The sequence below is a fragment of the Actinomycetota bacterium genome (assembly GCA_030019255.1).
GTDB lineage: Bacteria > Actinomycetota > Geothermincolia > Geothermincolales > RBG-13-55-18 > Solincola_A.
On record JASEFK010000005.1, the window covers coordinates 152,929 to 170,629 of the forward strand.

A 17,701-nucleotide genomic window follows, 5' to 3' on the forward strand; every position below is an offset into this window, starting at 1 on the left:
GAGGTACGAGGATGAGCCACGCCAACGACCGACTCTTCGACCACAAGCTGGCCCGGGAATGGAAGCTGAAGAAATCCCGCGCCGAGAAGGACAAGCGCATGACCCTCCAGGAGGCCATCGCCACCCTGGTGGAGGACGGCGACTCCATCGTGGAGACCGGCTTCGCCTACGTGCGGGGGCCCATGGCCGCCTATTGGGAGATCGGGCGCCAGCGGAAGAAGAACCTGGTGGGCATCTTCACCCCGGGCGGCATGAACACCGCCTGGCACGAGTTCGGCGGCCTGGAGGGGGCCCACGTGGCCTACGTGGGGGTGGAGATGCGAGGGTTGATATCCCCCTTCCGCCGCGGCGTGGAGGCGGGGACCCTCAAGGTCTACTCCGAGTGGAGCCACGGCGCCCTTTCCCTGGCCCTGCGCGCCGCCGAGCAGGGGGTCAACTACGTGGCCTGCAAGTCCATGCTGGGCACGGACCTCATGCGCACCAACCCCTACGTGAAGGAGGCCAGGGACCCCTGGACCGGCGAGCCGGTGTGCCTGGTTCCGGCCATGTACCCCGACGTGGCCATCTTCCACGTCCACCACGCGGATAAGTACGGGAACAGCCGCATCTGGGGTCCATCGGTCAACGACACGGCCATCGCCATCGCCGCCCGCAAGGTCATCGTGACCTGCGAGCGCATCGTGTCCACCGAGGACATACGTTCCAATCCTTACCAGGTGATCATCCCCCACTACTGCGTGGACGCCGTGTGCGAGGTTCCCTACGGGGCCTACCCGGGAGACATGCCCGGCATGTACTACTTCGACCGCCGCCTGCAGGAGCGGGTGGTGCGCGTGGAGTGGAAGACCAGGGAATCCACCAAGGAGTGGTACGAGAAGTACATCCTGGGGACCAAGGACCATTACGAGATGATCCAGCTCATCGCCGAGGAGGAGGGCATGAACGTCCTCGAGTACATGAAGCGCCTGGAGCAGCTCTCCTGCGACGCCAGCTACTTCGGCCTGGGATACTGGGGAGTCGGCGGCGAGAGGGACTGGAGGTACGAGGAAGTGGCCAAGCGGGCCATCTAAGGAGGGTTGGAAGATGAGCGACATTCAGTATACTCCCAGGGAACTGCTGGCCTGCGTGGCGGCCAGGCTTATCAAAGACGGGGAGAGCGTCTTCGTGGGCACCGGCCTCCCCCTGGTGGGGGCGCTGCTGGCCAAGAAGATGCACGCCCCCAACATGATGGCCATCTACGAGTGTGGGGCGGTTGACCCCGAGCCCCGGGTGCTCCCCTGGTCGGTGTCCTGCTCCTGGACCACCTACAAGGCGCCTATCATCCTCTCCATGTCCTCGGTCTTCGGGCACAGCCGGGCGGGATACGCCGACGTGGGCTTTCTGGGCGGGGCCCAGATCGACATGTACGGGAACATCAACGCCACCTGCATCGGCGACTACTATCATCCCAAGGTGCGTCTCACCGGCTCGGGAGGTGCCAACGACATCGCTTCCCTCTGCGAGAGGGTCATCTTCATGGGCTTGCACCTCCCGGAACGCCTCCCGGAGAGGGTGGACTACATCACCACGCCGGGCTACCTTGACGGTCCGGGGGCGCGGGAACGCGCCGGCCTGGTGGGCGGGGGACCCTGGAGGGTCATCACCCACCTGGGGGTCATGGGCTTCGACGAGGAGACCTGCCGCATGAAGCTCATCTCCTACCACCCGGGGGTCACGCCGGAGGTCATCCAGCAGTTCACCGGCTTCGAGCTCATCATCCCCGATGACGTGACCGAGACTCCCAAGCCCACGGAGGAGGAGCTGCGCATCCTGCGCGAGGAAGTGGATCCCAACCAGCTGTTCTGCTTCTGATGCGGGAAAGCTTTTCCGGGTGAAGGTTGGTTTCCCCGGAAGGGTACTGGAATCAAGACCTGCTGGCCGGGCGCACAAGGTGTGCCCGGCCTTTTATTTCCGGTCATGGGACGCTTTCCACAGCACCTGGCCGGTGGCTCGGTCCACGGCGACCAGGCGGCGCGGGGGAAGGAGGAAGTCGCTGAGGTCCACTCCCCTGGAGGCCAAGGTCGCCCAGTCTCCCTGCAGGAGCAGGAGCAGCTGCTCGTAGTTCAGTTCCTGCAGGGCGGCCACCGCCTCCGCTGGGTTCCCCTGGGCGGCCATCTCCCTCAGGAAGGCCTGGAATTCCTCCTCGGAAGCGGCCCTGGGCCGCGCTTCCCCGGCTTCCGCCGACTCCCGGGCCTCCGTTTCCACTCCCCCGGAGACCTCCGCCTCCCGGGCCGCGCCCTCCGTGCCGGGTACCGGAGCCCTTACTTCCCTGCCCTGGGGGATGAGGTAGGCATACAGCTCCTGGAGAAGTGACTGGCTCAGCTTGAGGCTCTCCTGGCCGCCCCGGGCAGCCAGGTGGAGGGCGGCGGGGACCTGGGGGTCGGGGAAGAGCAGGTAGTCCTCGGGTCCGCTCAGGGAGAACAGCCAGGCTTCCCTTCCCTGCACCCTGGCCAATTCCGCCCGGCAGGGAAGGAGCGACCTTCCCACCTCTCCCAGGATGGCGGCGAGGGCTCGCCGGAGCTCTTCGGGATCCAGCCCGGCCTGTTCCGCCTGGCGGGCAAGGTCGGCGACCAGCTGTTCCTGGAGGCGCGGCAGGTAGGGTGACTGCGTGTCCCCTTGGATGGGATACCAGTAGGCGGAGTAGAAGGCCATGCGCGGCCCGATGTCCTCACCGTAGGCCTGGAGCTCCCCAGAGGTATATTCCCGCCCCGACAGGACCAGCGCGGGTCGCACCACCAGGTCCTCCACGCTGCTCGGGTATATATCCTGCAGGGACAGGGACGAGGTTTCCATGCCCACTTCGGATACCAGGCCACGCGACGGCTCCCCTCCCCCCGTGGATTCCACCACCGTGGTCGCTGCTTCCCTCCGGGAGAGGAGAGTCCAGGTAAACGAGGCGCCGATGACCGCCACCAGGCCCGCGGCAACAGCGGCCCAACGCAGAACGGGCCTCGAGGGCCGGGCGGCGGATGAGGCGGACATCGCCTCCCTCAGGCGGACGTGAAGCCGGATAGTTTCCACCCGGGTAGGCTTCACCTGCGGCATCCGGGAGAGTTCCCGCACCACTTCGCCGAGGATGCGGAACCTGCGGGTGCAGGCCGGACATTCTCTCAGGTGGTTCCGCACCCCGGCGGCCGCCTCATCCCCCAATTCCCCTTCCAGGAGGGGGCTCATCAGTTTCCTGGCCTGCCTGCATCTCATGTCCCCGAAACCTCTCCTTTCGCCAACTGTTAGATGGCCTCAATTCCGGCCCTGTTCCCGGCGTTTTCCAATCCCCTCACCCTTTATTCGTCCCTGTACACGGCGTTGGAAAACGGATCAGCGGCTCTGCTCCCAGTAGTCCTCGAGTTCCGCGGCCAGCCGGTTCCGGGCCCGGTTGAGACGCGATTTGACGGTTCCCAGGTTGATGCCCAGTATCTCGGCCACCTCCTTGTAATCGTACCCACTGATATCGTGCAGGTAGAGGACCTCGCGGAATTTGAAGGGCAGCCGGGCGATGGCCTCCTGCACCCGCCGCCGTATCTCCTCCCTTTCCATGCTGGACTCCGGTGAGTCCGCACCGTCGTCGGGGAGGCGCTGCTCCATCTCCGGCATCTCGTCGTCCTGGGAATCCGCCAGGGAGACGTGGCGGCGGCTGCGGCGGGCGTGGTCGTGGCAGGCGTTCATGGCCACCCGGTAGAGCCAGGTGGAGAACTTTGCCTCCCCTCGGAAGGAGTGCAGCTTGCGAAGAAGGAGGAGGAAGACCTCCTGGCACACGTCGGCGGCGTCGGCGCGGTTGCCCAGCATGCGGTAGGCGAGGTTCATGACCGTGGACTGGTAGCGGTTGACGAGTTCCTCGAAGGCCGACTGATCGCCGTCCAGGAAGGAACTGACCAGCTCCTCGTCGGAGCGACGGTCCCGCTGTCCTTCCTCTTCCCCGCGTCCGGTCATGACGGCGATCCTCTTTTCCGCGCCTTATCCGGCGCCAAATTCGGTGTAATTTTAGCATAGGGGAGGCGCGGGACCTTCGTGTTATAATGCCCTACAATCGACGCCAGAAGCGGGAGGGAGAGGGGATGGGAGGCCCTCTTCCGTGAGATTGGGAACGCGGTGGACGCCGCCTGAAGGAGGTCCTGGTGGGGTTCGGGCACAAGAGAGAACTTCTTTCGGGAAACGAGGCCGTGGCCCGGGGGGCTTACGCCGCCGGGGTCCGCGTGGCCTGCGCCTACCCCGGGACGCCCAGCACGGAGATCCTGGAGGAGTTGTCCCGCTTTCCGGAGGTCTACTGCGAGTGGTCCCCGAACGAGAAGGTGGCCCTGGAGGTGGGCATCGGCGCCTGCCTGGGCGGCGCGCGCACCCTGGTGGCCATGAAACACGTGGGCCTCAACGTGGCTGCCGACCCCTGGATGACCCTGCCCTACATCGGGGTCAATGCCGGGCTGGTGCTGGTGGTGGCCGACGACCCGGGAATGCATTCCTCCCAGAACGAGCAGGACAGCCGCTACTATGCCCGCATGGCGGGGGTCCCGCTCCTCGAGCCCTCGGACAGCATGGAGGCCTACCACATGGTGGGAGCGGCCTTCGAGCTCTCGGAGCGCCACGACACGCCGGTCCTTTTACGCCTGGAGACCCGCGTCAGCCACTCGCGGACGGTGGTGGAATACGACGGGGAGAGGCTGGAGGTGGACCTGCCCTACCGAAAGGACGCTGCCAAGAGAGTGATGATACCCGGCCACGCCCGCCTGCGACACCCGGTGCTCCTGCGCCGCCTGGAGGAGCTGGCGAGGGAAGCGGAAACCTTCCCCTTCAACCGGGTGGAGATGCGGTCCGACCGGGTGGGAATAGTTACCTCGGGCGTGTGCTACCAGTACGTCCGGGAGGCCTTCCCCGAGGCCTCCGTGCTCAAGCTGGGGTTCGTCTACCCTCTGCCGGAGAGGACGGTGCGCGACTTCGCCTCCCATTTCCGCCGCCTTTACGTGGTAGAGGAGCTGGAGCCCTTCCTGGAGGACTCCCTCAAGGCCATGGGCCTGGACGTGATGGGCAAGGCCAGGATTCCCCGGGAGGGCGAACTGGATCCTGACCGGGTGGGGAGAAGCCTGGCCGAGATCATAGAGGTGGACACGGGCCTCAAGGACGGGGGTTGGGACCGCGCGGAGCTGATCTCCGCGCCTCTTCCCTCCGGGCTTCCCGCGCGACCACCGGTGATGTGCCCCGGTTGCCCTCACCGCGGTCTCTTCTACGTCCTCTCCCGCCTGAAGCTGGTGGTCTCCAGCGACATAGGCTGTTACACCCTGAGCGTGCTTCCTCCCATCGAGGGCATTGACTGCCAGGTGTGCATGGGCGCCGGGGTGGGCATGGCCCTGGGACTGGAGAAAGCTTTCGCCGGGAGCCGGGTCAACGCGGATTTACGTGGCAAGGTGGTGGGTGCCCTGGGCGATTCCACCTTCATTCACGGGGGCATCACCGGCCTCATCGACATGGTCTACAACCGCACCCCGTGCACCATAATCATCCTGGACAACCGGACCACGGCCATGACCGGTTTCCAGGATCACCCAGGCACGGGCAGGACCCTCATGGGGGAACGGACCCACGCCTTGGACCTGGAGGCCCTCTGCCACGCGGTGGGAGTGGACTCGGTGCGCGTGGTGGACCCCTGGGACCTGGAGGTCACGGAAAAGACCCTGCGCGAGGAGGTGGGCTCCGGACGCACCTCGGTGATCATCTCCCGCCGCGCCTGCACCCTAATGGACCGCTCCCCGCACGCCGTTTTCAGGGTGGTGGACGAGGAATGCACCGGCTGCCGCCGCTGCCTCCGGCTGGGATGCCCGGCCCTGGTAATGCGGGGGGACAAGGCCTGGGTGGAAGAGGGCCTTTGCGCCGGCTGCTCCATGTGCGCGCAGCTTTGCCGCCCCGGGGCCCTGCGGGAGGTGAAGGGCGGTGACTGACGTGGTACTGGCCGGGGTGGGGGGCCAGGGAAACGTGCTCTCAGCGCGCATTCTGGCCGAGACGGCCATGCGCGCGGGATACCGGGTGAAGACCTCCGAGGTGCACGGGATGGCCCAGAGGGGCGGAAGCGTCATCTGCATGGTGCGCTGGGGGGAAAAGGTATATTCCCCCCTCATCCCCAGGGGCCGGGCGGATTTCCTGCTGGCCTTCGAGCTCCTCGAGGGGCTGCGCTTCCTCGAGTACCTGCGTCCTGAGGGGACGGCGGTGGTCAACGATTACCGCCTCGACCCCCTTCCCGTGTTGAGGGGAGATGCCACGTATCCCGACGAGGCCCTGGACCTCATCCGGGAGGCGGCCGGAAAGTGCCTGGTGCTGCGGGCTCGCGACCTGGCCGTGGAGGCGGGAAGCGCCCGGGCGGTGGGCGCGGTGATGCTGGGGGCGCTCTCCACGTTCCTTGAGTTTCCGGTGCGGGCCTGGGAGCATTCCCTGAGGGAAAGGGTCCCCCCCAAGGCCCTGGAGGTTAACCTGCGGGCTTTCGACCTGGGAAGGAGGGTGGCCGAGGGAAGGTCCTGGAAATGAGGTGGCCGGCGGTGGGAGGCGGGCGGGAGTTGGGCAAGGGAAGCCGCAGGAGTAGGAGGGTCATGATCGAGGATGGCGGCAGGCCCACTCGCCCGGAGGCCTCCCGCGAGGACGGAAGGGAGTAGGGGCATGGGAAGGAGGCTGGAGACCTGCGCCTGGTCGGAGGGGAACACCTTCCACCACTGCCAGTTCGAGGACCTGGACAGGCTCGTGGAATTCAAGCGCCGGGCGGGGAAGACGGTAAGCGTGTGCCTGCCCAGCCTGAACGAGGCCTCCACCATCGGGCCCATACTGGAGACCATCGTGGAGGAGCTCATGACCCGCGTCCCGCTGGTGGACCAGCTCTGCGTGGTGGACGGAGGAAGCAGGGACGGCACCCCGGAGCTGGCCCGGGAGGCGGGGGCGGAGGTCTATCGGCAGGAAGAGATACTCCCCGGCATGTACGCCCCCCAGGGGAAGGGAGATGCCCTCTGGAGAAGCCTGTACTGTATGCGGGGGGACATCATCATCTGGATGGACTCCGACATACGCAACTTTCATCCCCGCTTCGTCTACGGCATCCTTGGACCCCTGCTGACCAGGCCGGACATACGTTTTGTCAAGGGGTTCTACCAGCGGCCCTTCCGGGCGGAGCACCGGCTGTTGCCCACCGGCGGAGGGAGGGTGACCGAGCTGGTGGCCCGCCCGCTCCTGAGCCTCTTCTACCCGGAGCTCACCGCCCTTATCCAACCCCTTTCCGGTGAATACGGAGGAGACAGGTCCCTCCTGGAGAGCATCCCCTTCTTCTCCGGTTACGGGGTGGAGATAGGCATGCTCATCGACATCTATTCCCGCTACGGCATGGAGGTCATCGGGCAGGTGGACCTGGAGGAGAGACATCACCGCAACCAGACCCTCCCCGCCCTGGGGAGGATGGCCTTCCAGGTCATGCAGGCGGTTCTGGTGCGCCTCCAGGAGGAGGGGAGGCTCTCCTTTTCGGAGGGTTTCCGCGCGGAGATCACCCAGGTGGATTACCGGGACGGCGAATACATTCTGGACACCAGGCGGCTGCCGGTGGAGGAGAGGCCCCCCATCTCCCAGCTCCAGGAATACCGGGCCCTGTTCGGAGGTTGAGGGCAGGTGGAGGAAGGCGGAACCCGGGGAGAAGGCTTCCTGGAGCGCGCCCTCAGGGAGTACGGGCCGGAGGCGCGGTGGCCGGCCATCAAGGAAAAGCTGGGGCGGATACGGGTGGTTTACACCGACCTGGACGGGACCATGATGGGGCCGGGAGGGTGTTTCTTCCGAAACCTGGAGGGCGAGTACACCCTGCGGCCGGCGCGGGCCCTTGTGGAGGCCCTGCGCAGGGGAGTGGACGTGGTCCCGGTTTCCGGGAGAAGCGCCCGCCAGCTGCGGGAGGACGCTCGCCTTCTGGGTCTCCGTAACTATATCGCCGAGCTGGGGGTGGAGCTGGTATACGACCTTGGCGAGGAGGTGGTCTTGAATACGGGCGGCCTGGTGGGGAAATGCGGGGACCTCTACCGAGCCATCATGGAGAGCGGGGCCGTGGATTTCCTCCTCCACGCCCACCCGGGAAGGTTAGAGTTTCACACCCCGTGGTCCAGTTACCGGGACTGCACCCCCATCTTCCGCGGCCTGGTGGACCTGGAGGAGGTAAACCGCGTCCTGGAGGAGAGGTATCCGGGGCTGGAACTGGTGGACAACGGGGTCATCCCCAGGGCTTATCCCGGCCTGGAGGTGCCCGAGGTGAGGGCCTATCACCTGGTACCCAGGGGCGTGAGTAAGGAGAAGGCGGTGGCCGAGGACATGAGGAGGCGCGGGTTCGAGCGCCGGGAGGCCGTCGCCGTGGGGGACTCCGAGGCCGACCTTGCCCAGAGTGAGGTGGTGGGGGCCTTTTTCCTGGTCCGCAACGGGCTTCTGGGCAATCCCCACCTCGAATCCCGCATCGCCTCCACCCCCAACGTGGTGGTCACCGAAGGCTTCCTCAACGAAGGCTGGGCCGAGGCTCTGGAGCTGGCTGTACTGAAAGACTGAGCGAGCCTTTCCCGTCGCGCTTGGAATCATCAACCTTTCCCTCCGCGGACTTGACGGTCGGATGCGGAATTCCCCCCCGTTCAATCACCCGCCGCGGTCCGGGTACGCCGTCGGCACCCGAGGGGCGAGCCGCTCACCACCGCCAGGCGACCGCTGGCCGACTTACATCTTCCGTTCGGAATCGTCGACTGGACGCGGAGCCCCTCCCCGTTTGACAACCCGCCGCGGTCCGGACCACCCCCTTGGCTCCGCGGGCCGCACCGCTCACCACCGCCAGGCGACCGCTGGCCGACTTACATCTTCCGTTCGAGGAAGTACTTTAGGAGGAAGGGGGAGGAGACGATAAATTAAAAGATTAATAAGAACTCGAGAAGCCACCTATCCCTCCCCGGGGGGATATGCGGCTCTGGGCGTGCCTTCCAGTATGGGAAGAGGCACGACTGCGAGACGGCCATGGGCGCAAAGGCAGGACATCGAGGAGTGCGGCCTTGGATCTGAAGCGCAAGCTCATCCTCTTTGTAAGGATCATCCGCATAACCGTTTACCTGTACATCCTCATCCAGCTGTTCATCACCCACCATTACTTCGAGCAGTCCAGGGTTATCCCCGTGGTGGCCGGCTTGGGGGTTTTTTACGTTATCATCGACCAGATCGTTTTACGCGTCCCCGAGAAGAGATTCCGCTTGGCCTGCCTAAGCCTCCTGCCCATCGAGATGTTCCTCATCTCCCTTCTCCTCTATTACACCCGCTCCGCCCCCGTCGTGGAGTTCGATTTCCTGTACGCCCTGCCGGTGGTGAACATTGCCCTGTGGTTCGGCATCCGGGAGGGCATTGCCTTCGGTCTCCTGGGCAGCCTGCTCTACGTCCTTACCGCAGGCCTGTCCGGGCGCATATCCGGGGCGGAGTCGGTGGTGATGATCCTCAGCCGCTGCGGCTTCAATCTCCTTAGCGCCTTTATCACGGGCTACATGTCGGAGTTCGCGGAGAGGGAGAGCCGGGAAAAGGCGCGGAGGATGGTGGAACTCACCGCCCTTTCCGGCTTCGCCACCCTCTTCGACTCCACGCTGAGCGAGGAGAGGGTTTACGAGAACCTCTGCGAGGCCATCTCGCGGAGCATCAACCCGGACGTGGTGCTGGTCTTCCGGCTGGATCCGGAGGGGGAGCGGTTGAGCGTGGTGGCCTCGGAGGGGGTGAGCTCCGGCGAGGCGGCCATCGTCCTGCCCCGGGACTACGGGCTGGTGGGAAAGGTGCTGGAGAACCGGAAGCCCATGATGGTCAGGGACACGGACCTGGAATGGGGTTACCGTCAGTTCCTCGAGACCCACCGCATACGCTCCGCTCTCTACACCCCCCTGAAGTGGCGAGAAGAAATATACGGGGTGGTCTTCGCCGGCAACCACCTCAAGGACAGCTTCACCGACAACGACCTCAACCTGATGTCCGCCCTATCCGTCCAGGCCGCGGTGGCGGTGCACAACGCCCGGCTCTACGCAGACCTTCAGAACCGCATCGGGGAGCTGCACGCCATCTTCGAGATCGACAAGGCCATCACCTCGGCCATTGACCTGGAGACCGTCCTGCAGCAGATCGTCCAGATGAGCCTGGTCCTCCTCAACGCCAAGACCAGCTCCATCATGCTCCTGGACGAGGAGAGCCAGGAGCTGGTCGTCGCCGCCGCCCACGGGTTATCCGATGAGTACCTGAGCAAGGGCCCCATCAAGGTGGGGGAGAGCGTGGCCGGAAGGGTCATCCAGGAGGGAAGGCCTATCGCGGTACGAGATATAAGAACCGATTCCCTGCACGCCTATCCGGAACACGCCCGTCGGGAAGGGCTGTGCTCGCTGCTCTCCGTGCCCTTAAGCCTGAAGGACCGGGTCATAGGGGTGCTCAACCTGTATACCGACGAGCCCCGCAATTTCACCCCCCACGAGATAAACCTCTTCACCAGCCTGGCCAGCCAGGCGGCCATAGCCATCGAGAACGCCCGTCTCTTCGAGAGCCTGGAAGAGATCTACATCGAGGTGATAACCGCCCTGGCCAACGCCATCGACGCCCGGGACGCCTATACCCACGGCCATTCCAACCGGGTCATGGAATACTCGGTGGCCCTGGCGGAGGGGATGGGGCTCTCGCCGGAGGAGGTGGACGTCATCCGGCACGCCTCCATCCTGCACGACGTGGGCAAGATAGGCATCCGGGAGAAGATCCTGAAAAAACCTGGGCTCCTCACCGAGGAGGAGAGGAGGGAGATGGAATACCACCCCTTCATCGGCACCCGCATCCTGCAGTCGGTGAAACTGCTCGAGCCGGTGATGCCCCTGGTTTACCATCATCACGAGCGGTATGACGGAACGGGGTATCCCGACGGGCTGAAGGGCGAGGAGATTCCCCTGGGTTCCCGTATCATAGCCGTGGCCGACGCCTTCGAGTCCATGACTTCCGACCGCCCCTACCGCAAAGCCCTCCCCTTGGAGGAAGCCCTGGCCGAGCTGAGGCGGGGAGCGGGAAGGCAGTTCGATCCCCGCGTGGTGGAGGTTTTCCTCAGGCTGGTGGAGGAAGGAAGGATCAGCGTCAGGTGGTCGGACGGCCGGGTGATTTCCCTCAGCGAGCACATGGGCAAGGCGGGCATGAGCTGATCTCCCGCTCCCGCCTTCAGCCTTTCCATGCCCCTGAGTATCCCGCTGACAGAAGCTGGCAGTACGAAGAGGCCTCACTCCCTCTTTCCAATCTTTTCCATGCCCCAGCGCTCTCGTGGTTGTGCTCCAGGTTTACAGGCGTCACCCCTATAGTGACCCCGGCGGGTCCGCCCGGTGCGGGTCGGCATGCGAACGCCCGGCGGCGTGCGAACGCGTGTCCCTTACCGGAGGTGCCTTACCTTTATCTCCTTGTGGATCCATGCATCGTTAACCCCTGACGGCCTCCAGTCACGGCGCGGCAGGTATCTACCATTTCTTTCCATATCCTGCCGGGCTCTGCATGCTTCCCGCCGTCGCGCGGGGGTGGACGTGGACATCCTCCGCGGGTGCGGCGGGCGGGGCACGTTACGCGCAGGATGGGGCGAGCCCTTGACGGGAAGGCTCGCCCTGAGGGGACGGGTCAAGATTGGTGCGGCGGGGGCCGACTGTAGATATACGGGAAAGAGATGCGTTCCCTGTGTTGACCGGTGTGCGTAGCGGAAGGATGTTGTCATCGGGCATGGCGGTGAAAGCTCGAAGGGCCGTACGTGCAGGCCATGGACCTTTCAATTTGGGAAGCGAGAGGTGTGGTTGGGGGGAAATCGGGTTGGCGGGGGGGAACAATGAAGCGCGAAGGGAAGTGCCCGGAGGCTTCGGGAAAGGGAAGCGGTAACGCAGCCGGTGGAGCGCGGGATATGAACGAGGTCAATGGGGAGAAGGACGTGGGCCGGAATGAAGATGACCGGGAGGGGGCTTCCGGCGCGGACATCCTGGTGGTGGACGACGAGCCGGACGTGGCCCGGATCATGGCCATAAACCTGGAATTCGAGGGCTACCGGGTGCGGGTGGCCCACGACGGCGTGGAAGCCCTGCGGGCGGTGGAGGAGAGGAAGCCGGATTGCATCCTCCTGGACATCATGATGCCGGGGATGGACGGCTTCGAGGTCCTGAGGCGCCTCAAGAAGGACCCGGGCACCTCAGACATACCGGTCATCGTGGTCACCGCCAGGGACACGGACATGGACCGTCTGAAGGGTTTCGGCGGTGGGGCGGTGGAATACCTGGCCAAGCCCTTCGACCTCGGAGAGTTGAAAGGCCATGTATCGCGCGTGCTCTCCCTCAGGGACAGGGATGCGGAGGAGCGGGCCAGGCAGGAAAGAGTGCGCCGTCTCCAGCTTTCCACCCTGCGCGACATCACCGAGAAGCTCATCTCCACCCTGGAGCTGGAGGAGGTCCTGGAGACCATCGTGGAGAGACTTCAGGACCTCTTCGAGCTGGACGTATGCGCCATCTCCCTCCTAGATGCCATCGGCCGGCGTCTCCGTCCGGCCTCCGTGCGCTCCCGCTTGCCCCTGGGGGATAGGGAGTGGTCCAGATTCTCCCTGCCCTACGACCGGCTCCGCGAGTGGACGGACCCTGAAGGCGCTTACGGCTCCGGCATCCAGCCCCTCCCCCCCTCCTTCTTGGCCGGGGAGGTGGTGGCCGGGGTCCTGGCCGGATTGCGTTCCCTCTTCCTGCTCCCCCTCAGGGCCAGGGGAAGGTTCATCGGGGTCATCTTCCTGGGCAAGGTCAAGGAGATGGAGCTAAGCCCGCAGGAGGCCGAGCTCCTGGCCGCAGTGGGAAACCAGGCGGCCATCGCCATCGAGAACGCGCGCCTCTACGACGAGCTTCGCTACGACGAGCAGGTGCACCGCCAGCTCCTGCAGCGGGTGATCAACGCCCAGGAGGACGAGAGGAGGAGGCTGGCCATTGAGCTCCACGACGGGGTCATCCAGAACCTGGTCAGCGCGGTGTTCCGAATGCAGTTCGGGGAAGCGCGCCTGGAGAGCGACCCGGAGGGAGCCCGCCGTGCCCTGCGGGAGTCCCAGGAGATCATCAACCAAGGCATCGCCGAGATGCGGCGCATCATCTCCGGCCTGCGCCCCACCATGCTGGACGACATGGGGCTGGTCCCCGCCCTGCAGAAATATATCCGGCGCGTGCAGGAGGAAGCTCCCTGGGAGTTGAAGATAGAGTTAAAGGAAGGGGATATACCCCAGCTCACCATGGAGGCGGAGACGGCCCTCTTCCGCATATGCCAGGAGGCCCTGCACAACGTGGTCAAGCATTCCCGGTGTCGCCGGGCGGGGGTGGAGCTGGGTGTCGAGGGAGACAAGCTTGTTCTGCGCGTGGAGGACGACGGGGTGGGCTTCGAGTTCCCGCTTTCCCAGAGGAAATCCTCGCGAGGGTTCGGCCTGGCGGGGATGCGGGAAAGGGCCGAGTCGCTGGGGGGTACCCTGCAGGTGCGGAGTGCACCCGGGGAGGGAACGCTCCTCGTGGCCAGCTTCCCCCTCTACGCGGTGAGCAAGGAGGATGGGAATGGTTCGCAGGACTTTGAAGGTCCTGGTGGTGGACGACCATCGCCTGGTCCGTGAGGGACTCATAAGCCTTCTGCGGTTAAACCCTGATATTAATGTAGTCGGGGAGGCCTCGGGAGGAGACGAGGCGGTGGCCAAGGCCCGGAACCTCAAGCCCGACGTGGTCCTCATGGACATCAGCATGCCGGGTATGAACGGCATCACCGCCACCCGGCTTATAAAGAAAGACCTTCCGGAGACTAAGGTCATCATGCTCACCATGCTGGACCAGGAGGGGTACGTTTACGAGGCAGTCAAGGCGGGTGCCACCGGCTACCTCCTCAAGAACACCGGCCTGGAGGAGCTCGTGAAGGCCATCAAGGAGGTGTACAAGGGGGGTGCCACCCTGCACCCCGAGGCCCAGGCCCAGCTGCTCAAGGAATACGTCTACCTGGCCCAGAGCAACCGGGAGACCTACGGGCTGAGCGACAGGGAACTGGAGATTCTGCAGCTTCTGGGAGACGGGCTCTCCAACAAGGAGATTGCGGAGAAGCTTTTCATCAGCATCCAGACGGTGAAGACTCACATCACCCACATCTTCGAGAAGCTGGGGGTTAAGGACAGAACTGAGGCGGTGGCCACCGCCCTCCGCCGCGGCCTCATCTCCTAATAACCGTAGCGCCCGCCGTGAACCCTGACCTCCCCCGGGCAAAGGAGGCGGGACATTTGTCTGGTATTCTTCAGATACCTCGTCATGCCATCGGCGCATCCACCGCCTCTTCGCTCCAGGGCCATTGGTGATGACCTTGCTTCACCCACCTTCATCCCCGCTTGATTCTCGTTGCCCTGCTTCGATAGCCGGCGTGGTATGATTCTTTTATGAGTATCTGGGATAAGATCAAGCGATGGTTGCTGGGAAAACGCTTCCTTTGCGACACCTGCGCCTACGATTATCCCACCGCCTGCTCGCGTCCGGAGCGTCCCAATGCCACGTCCTGCCCCGATTACCGGAGGAGGTTCTAGGCGGCCTCGGGACCGCGGGATAAGAGGCCGTTGAGGTAGTAGTGTATAGCAGGATGGACCTGTGTCCGGACAGGGACGGAAACCAAATCTGTCTGAGGGGAGTGACACCATTTATAGGCTGGTGAGGTGGCGGGGGGCCAGGTAGACGTCGGCCTTCTCCAGGGCCATATCCACGGCGGCCAGCATCTTCTCGCGGTCCTCGGGCAGGTGTCCGTAGATGGGCACGTAGTTGGAGACGTGGTCGGAGAGGAACCAGGCGTCCTCCACCTCCAGGCGGTTTAATAGCACCTGGAGCTCCCGCATCACCGTCTCCCCGGAGGCCTCCCGGAAGCGCCCCTCCTGGGCCTCCTTATAAAGCGGGGTTCCGGGGAGGAGGTACAGGGTGCGGGGCCGGATGTACTGGGGCTGCATGGCGTTGAGGACCCGGGCGGTGTTCTCGGCATGCTGCCTCCATCGGTCCTCGCCCCCCAGGCCCAGGAGGATGTACACGGATAATTCTATCCCCGCTTCCCGGACCCTCCGGGCAGCCTCGATCATCTCCCTCGAGGTCACCCCCTTGTGCACCGCGGCCAGGATTTCGTCATCCCCGCTCTCCAGGCCGAAGTAGATGATGTCCAGGCCCGCCTCCCTCAGCTTGCGCAGGGCCTGCACGGATTTGCCCTTCAAGAAGCGCCCTCCGCCATAGGAGGATATACGCTCCACCTCCGGGAAAAGCCTACGGATATAGCGGATGATGTCCGCCAGCTTATCGGAGTTCATGGCCACCGTGTTGCCGTCGGCTAGGAAGACCGAGCCCACGTGGCGGTAGAAGAGGCGGGCCCTCCGCAGATCGGCCTTGACCTCCTCGGGGTCGCGCACCCTATATTTCTTCATCTTGTACATCCCGCAGAAGGTGCAGCGGTTGTGCGGGCAGCCCAGGGTAACCTGCACGATGAGGCTGTTCGCCTCGCAGGGTGGACGGAAGAGAGGTTCCTCGTATCGCATCACTTGGTGCATACATTTATTATAGCCGGGGACGTCGGCACTGGATGACGGCTGCTCTTCGAGGCTCCGCAGCAGCCCTTCTTCCATGGCCTGAGGGGTGCGTTTCCGGCACCGTGGGTCGTTTTCTGCCGGTTAAGCGGTTTTCACTCCGCGGTTACCTCCACCCGGAAGGTTCCGTCTTCACCGGCATGCCAGTCCACCCGTGCTCTGGTACCCCGAAGGCTTTCGAACAGTCCCTGGGCCAGGCCCGCCACCACCAGGGGAAGGCAGGCGTTCTCCATGTCCAGAATCATGCCGTCAGCCCCCAGCTTCAACTCCTGAAGGCCTCCCAGGCCGCGCAGGGCCAGCATGGTTCTCAATTCCTCTCCGGGGTCCTCTCCCGCAATGGAATACAGCCCCTCCCTGGTCAGTCTCCTCTGGGCCTCCACCACCGCCTCGGATATGGTCTCCCCCAGCTCGCGTTCCAGCTCCCCAAAGATGGCCTCCAGGACGGAGGGGGCGAAGAAAACCATCCGGCGCCCCGTCTCACGGTGCAGGATAAGCCCCTCCTCCAGGCGCCATTCGTAATCCTCCAGCAGCGTGGGGGCACCACACTTGGAACAGGCCTCCAGGTGAATGTTCCCCTCCGGGTAGGCGTACTTTCTCATGGTCAGCCTATCCCTGAGCTCCTCCGGGTGGGGAGAGGGGAAGGCGCGGATCTCGTAGGTTTCCGGCCCCGTTTCCTCGTAGGAGAGCCCCATTTCCCTGCCCACCAGGGCCTCGAAGGCGGCCACCGGGTCCACGCAGCCCAGGGTGATGGAATAGGGCCGGTGGACCCGAACAAGCAGGTAATCCTGGTCATCGCCCTTCAGGCGCGAATCGAGGACCTCGAACCTGCCGTAGCCGAGGACATGGCCTATACCCACCATCCCCTGCACCACTGGGCCTACGTCCAGCTTCCCGCTCCGGATCTGTTCCTTGAGGGCCTCGGGGATGACGCGGTCCATGTAGGCCTTGGCCGCCCGGCGTCGGGTGTCCATGACGATGCGCTGGATGGGGAATCCCAGGATCCCCTCCACCTCCCGCAGGAGGAATTCCAGGTTCTCGCTCTCGATGAAGACGAGGATGTGCCGGGTGTCCCTGCGTTGCACGATGAAGCCGCTGGGATGCCAGAGATGCTCCGAGGTGATATAGGCGGGCACCCCGCATTGCGGACAGGTTTCCATACCGTTCATGGAGGCCCCCTTTGCCGAGAACTCCCGTCCCCACGGGCCCTGCCGGACCGGATTCGTAAATTTTTTCGGAAGAAAACCCCGGGAACTGAAGTCACCGGTTGATTCATGCAGGAACCCGTCCGGTTCGCGCTTCAGTTGCCGCAAGGTCATAACCCCCGAAAAAGATGCCTTGAAACTGCGCATGGCGGTGTTTTTTAGGAATTGTCGTTCCGGCCCTCAGCCCCGGCCTGTTCCGCCTCGACCGTACAGGTAAAGGGCGGAGGCAGGGATTCGGCGGATCATCCGCGGGAAGCACGTAACTTCTCTATCTCCTCCACCGAGGCGTCGTGCAGGGCAACGCGGTAGGCGAAGAGCCCCATGCCCGTCGCCAGGAGCTTCTCGCGGACCGGCCCCTGCAGCTCCTCCAGGGTCACCCACCTGGTCTCCCTTATCTCGTCCTCGTCCAGCTGGCCCAGCTGCCCACCCTCCCAGAGGGCGGTGAAGACCAGGCTTCTCCAGTCCTCCACCACGGGCCCGCAGGTGAAACGGGCGTGGATATGGAGGATGAAGCGGTCCAGGCTAATATCCAGTCCGGTCTCCTCGCGCGCTTCCCGGCGGGCGGCCTCCTCCAGGGGCTCGCCAGGATTTGCCGCTCCGGAGGGTGCCCGGTAGGCGCCCTCGGGGAACATGTGCTTGGCGATGGCCGCAAATTCCCGATACCCGCGGTCACGGAAGATGAAGAGGGTGAGGTCGTGGTTGCGGTCATGTTTTTTGGAGCCCTGAAGCATGTTCATCTCAGGAGGCCTTATCTCGAAGGAAAGGTGGAGGTGGCGGGGTTTCCCGTACTTCCTCTCCATCTCCCGGATCATCTCGTGGGTCACGTAAGCCATGGCAACATCTTAAACCCTGGGAG

At 64.5% G+C, this 17,701-nt stretch carries 16 protein-coding genes; 11 read left to right on the forward strand and 5 right to left on the reverse strand.

From position 1 onward, the window contains the following. The first annotated feature begins 11 nt into the window (after positions 1 to 11). Together QME84_06115 and QME84_06120 are read left to right on the forward strand one after the other, a co-directional pair. Positions 12 to 1,070 carry a CoA-transferase gene (locus QME84_06115; protein MDI6873841.1) on the forward strand — a complete coding sequence of 353 codons (1,059 nt, stop codon included), beginning with the start codon at positions 12 to 14 and terminating at the stop codon, positions 1,068 to 1,070. Positions 1,071 to 1,083: 13 nt separating this feature from the next. Then, positions 1,084 to 1,851 (forward strand): CoA-transferase, encoded by a 768-nt coding sequence (locus QME84_06120; protein MDI6873842.1) that lies wholly within the window; start codon positions 1,084 to 1,086, stop codon positions 1,849 to 1,851. A gap of 93 nt (positions 1,852 to 1,944) precedes the next feature. On the opposite strand, the gene QME84_06125 is transcribed toward QME84_06120, so the two are convergent. Both QME84_06125 and QME84_06130 read right to left on the reverse strand, forming a co-directional pair. Further along, positions 1,945 to 3,240 carry a zf-HC2 domain-containing protein gene (locus QME84_06125; protein ID MDI6873843.1) on the reverse strand — a complete coding sequence of 432 codons (1,296 nt, stop codon included), beginning with the start codon at positions 3,238 to 3,240 and terminating at the stop codon, positions 1,945 to 1,947. A gap of 117 nt (positions 3,241 to 3,357) precedes the next feature. Continuing rightward, positions 3,358 to 3,969 carry a sigma-70 family RNA polymerase sigma factor gene (locus tag QME84_06130; protein ID MDI6873844.1) on the reverse strand — a complete coding sequence of 204 codons (612 nt, stop codon included), beginning with the start codon at positions 3,967 to 3,969 and terminating at the stop codon, positions 3,358 to 3,360. Positions 3,970 to 4,154: 185 nt separating this feature from the next. Here QME84_06130 and iorA point away from each other — a divergent pair, with 185 nt between their 5' ends. From iorA to QME84_06175, 9 genes are all read left to right on the forward strand, one after another. Beyond that, entirely contained in the window at positions 4,155 to 5,966 is a 1,812-nt protein-coding gene (gene iorA, locus QME84_06135) for an indolepyruvate ferredoxin oxidoreductase subunit alpha (GenBank protein ID MDI6873845.1), read from the forward strand. Beyond that, positions 5,959 to 6,546: an indolepyruvate oxidoreductase subunit beta gene (locus tag QME84_06140; protein MDI6873846.1), complete on the forward strand. Its 588-nt coding sequence runs from the start codon at positions 5,959 to 5,961 to the stop codon at positions 6,544 to 6,546. The genes iorA and QME84_06140 overlap by 8 nt, the downstream gene beginning before the upstream one ends. Next, positions 6,543 to 6,671: a hypothetical protein gene (locus QME84_06145; GenBank protein ID MDI6873847.1), complete on the forward strand. Its 129-nt coding sequence runs from the start codon at positions 6,543 to 6,545 to the stop codon at positions 6,669 to 6,671. Before QME84_06140 ends, QME84_06145 begins: the two co-directional genes overlap by 4 nt. 4 nt (positions 6,672 to 6,675) lie before the next feature. After that, positions 6,676 to 7,659: a glucosyl-3-phosphoglycerate synthase gene (locus QME84_06150; protein MDI6873848.1), complete on the forward strand. Its 984-nt coding sequence runs from the start codon at positions 6,676 to 6,678 to the stop codon at positions 7,657 to 7,659. A 6-nt stretch (positions 7,660 to 7,665) separates the two neighbouring features. Further along, positions 7,666 to 8,577 carry an HAD family phosphatase gene (locus QME84_06155; GenBank protein ID MDI6873849.1) on the forward strand — a complete coding sequence of 304 codons (912 nt, stop codon included), beginning with the start codon at positions 7,666 to 7,668 and terminating at the stop codon, positions 8,575 to 8,577. 488 nt (positions 8,578 to 9,065) lie between these two features. Continuing rightward, entirely contained in the window at positions 9,066 to 11,213 is a 2,148-nt protein-coding gene (locus tag QME84_06160) for a GAF domain-containing protein (protein MDI6873850.1), read from the forward strand. Between the two features lie 734 nt (positions 11,214 to 11,947). Then, a complete protein-coding gene (locus QME84_06165) occupies positions 11,948 to 13,666 on the forward strand; it encodes a response regulator (protein ID MDI6873851.1) in 1,719 nt (572 codons plus the stop codon). Beyond that, positions 13,611 to 14,258, forward strand: coding sequence for a response regulator transcription factor (locus QME84_06170; protein ID MDI6873852.1), 648 nt, complete (start codon positions 13,611 to 13,613; stop codon positions 14,256 to 14,258). The genes QME84_06165 and QME84_06170 overlap by 56 nt, the downstream gene beginning before the upstream one ends. A 209-nt stretch (positions 14,259 to 14,467) precedes the next feature. After that, the gene (locus QME84_06175) at positions 14,468 to 14,611 is read left to right on the forward strand and encodes a hypothetical protein (protein ID MDI6873853.1); all 144 of its coding nucleotides are present in this window, start codon (positions 14,468 to 14,470) and stop codon (positions 14,609 to 14,611) included. Between the two features lie 111 nt (positions 14,612 to 14,722). On the opposite strand, the gene QME84_06180 is transcribed toward QME84_06175, so the two are convergent. The 3 genes from QME84_06180 to QME84_06190 form a co-directional block, all read right to left on the reverse strand. Further along, positions 14,723 to 15,682: a radical SAM protein gene (locus QME84_06180; protein MDI6873854.1), complete on the reverse strand. Its 960-nt coding sequence runs from the start codon at positions 15,680 to 15,682 to the stop codon at positions 14,723 to 14,725. Between the two features lie 56 nt (positions 15,683 to 15,738). Further along, on the reverse strand, positions 15,739 to 16,809 hold the full coding sequence (locus tag QME84_06185) for a hypothetical protein (protein ID MDI6873855.1): 1,071 nt from the start codon (positions 16,807 to 16,809) through the stop codon (positions 15,739 to 15,741). Positions 16,810 to 17,087: 278 nt separating this feature from the next. Then, positions 17,088 to 17,678 (reverse strand): NUDIX hydrolase, encoded by a 591-nt coding sequence (locus QME84_06190; GenBank protein MDI6873856.1) that lies wholly within the window; start codon positions 17,676 to 17,678, stop codon positions 17,088 to 17,090. Positions 17,679 to 17,701: the final 23 nt, after the last annotated feature.

Bases quoted from the DNA above. Each gene is read 5' to 3' on its own strand.
- QME84_06190 (MDI6873856.1), bottom strand. From the start codon at position 17,678: ATGGCTTACGTGACCCACGAGATGATCCGGGAGATGGAGAGGAAGTAC.
- QME84_06145 (MDI6873847.1), top strand. From the start codon at position 6,543: ATGAGGTGGCCGGCGGTGGGAGGCGGGCGGGAGTTGGGCAAGGGAAGC.
- QME84_06185 (MDI6873855.1), bottom strand. From the start codon at position 16,809: ATGAACGGTATGGAAACCTGTCCGCAATGCGGGGTGCCCGCCTATATC.
- QME84_06120 (MDI6873842.1), top strand. From the start codon at position 1,084: ATGAGCGACATTCAGTATACTCCCAGGGAACTGCTGGCCTGCGTGGCG.
- QME84_06180 (MDI6873854.1), bottom strand. From the start codon at position 15,682: ATGGAAGAAGGGCTGCTGCGGAGCCTCGAAGAGCAGCCGTCATCCAGT.
- QME84_06150 (MDI6873848.1), top strand. From the start codon at position 6,676: ATGGGAAGGAGGCTGGAGACCTGCGCCTGGTCGGAGGGGAACACCTTC.
- QME84_06175 (MDI6873853.1), top strand. From the start codon at position 14,468: ATGAGTATCTGGGATAAGATCAAGCGATGGTTGCTGGGAAAACGCTTC.
- QME84_06125 (MDI6873843.1), bottom strand. From the start codon at position 3,240: ATGAGATGCAGGCAGGCCAGGAAACTGATGAGCCCCCTCCTGGAAGGG.
- QME84_06165 (MDI6873851.1), top strand. From the start codon at position 11,948: ATGAACGAGGTCAATGGGGAGAAGGACGTGGGCCGGAATGAAGATGAC.
- QME84_06115 (MDI6873841.1), top strand. From the start codon at position 12: ATGAGCCACGCCAACGACCGACTCTTCGACCACAAGCTGGCCCGGGAA.
- QME84_06170 (MDI6873852.1), top strand. From the start codon at position 13,611: ATGGTTCGCAGGACTTTGAAGGTCCTGGTGGTGGACGACCATCGCCTG.
- QME84_06130 (MDI6873844.1), bottom strand. From the start codon at position 3,969: ATGACCGGACGCGGGGAAGAGGAAGGACAGCGGGACCGTCGCTCCGAC.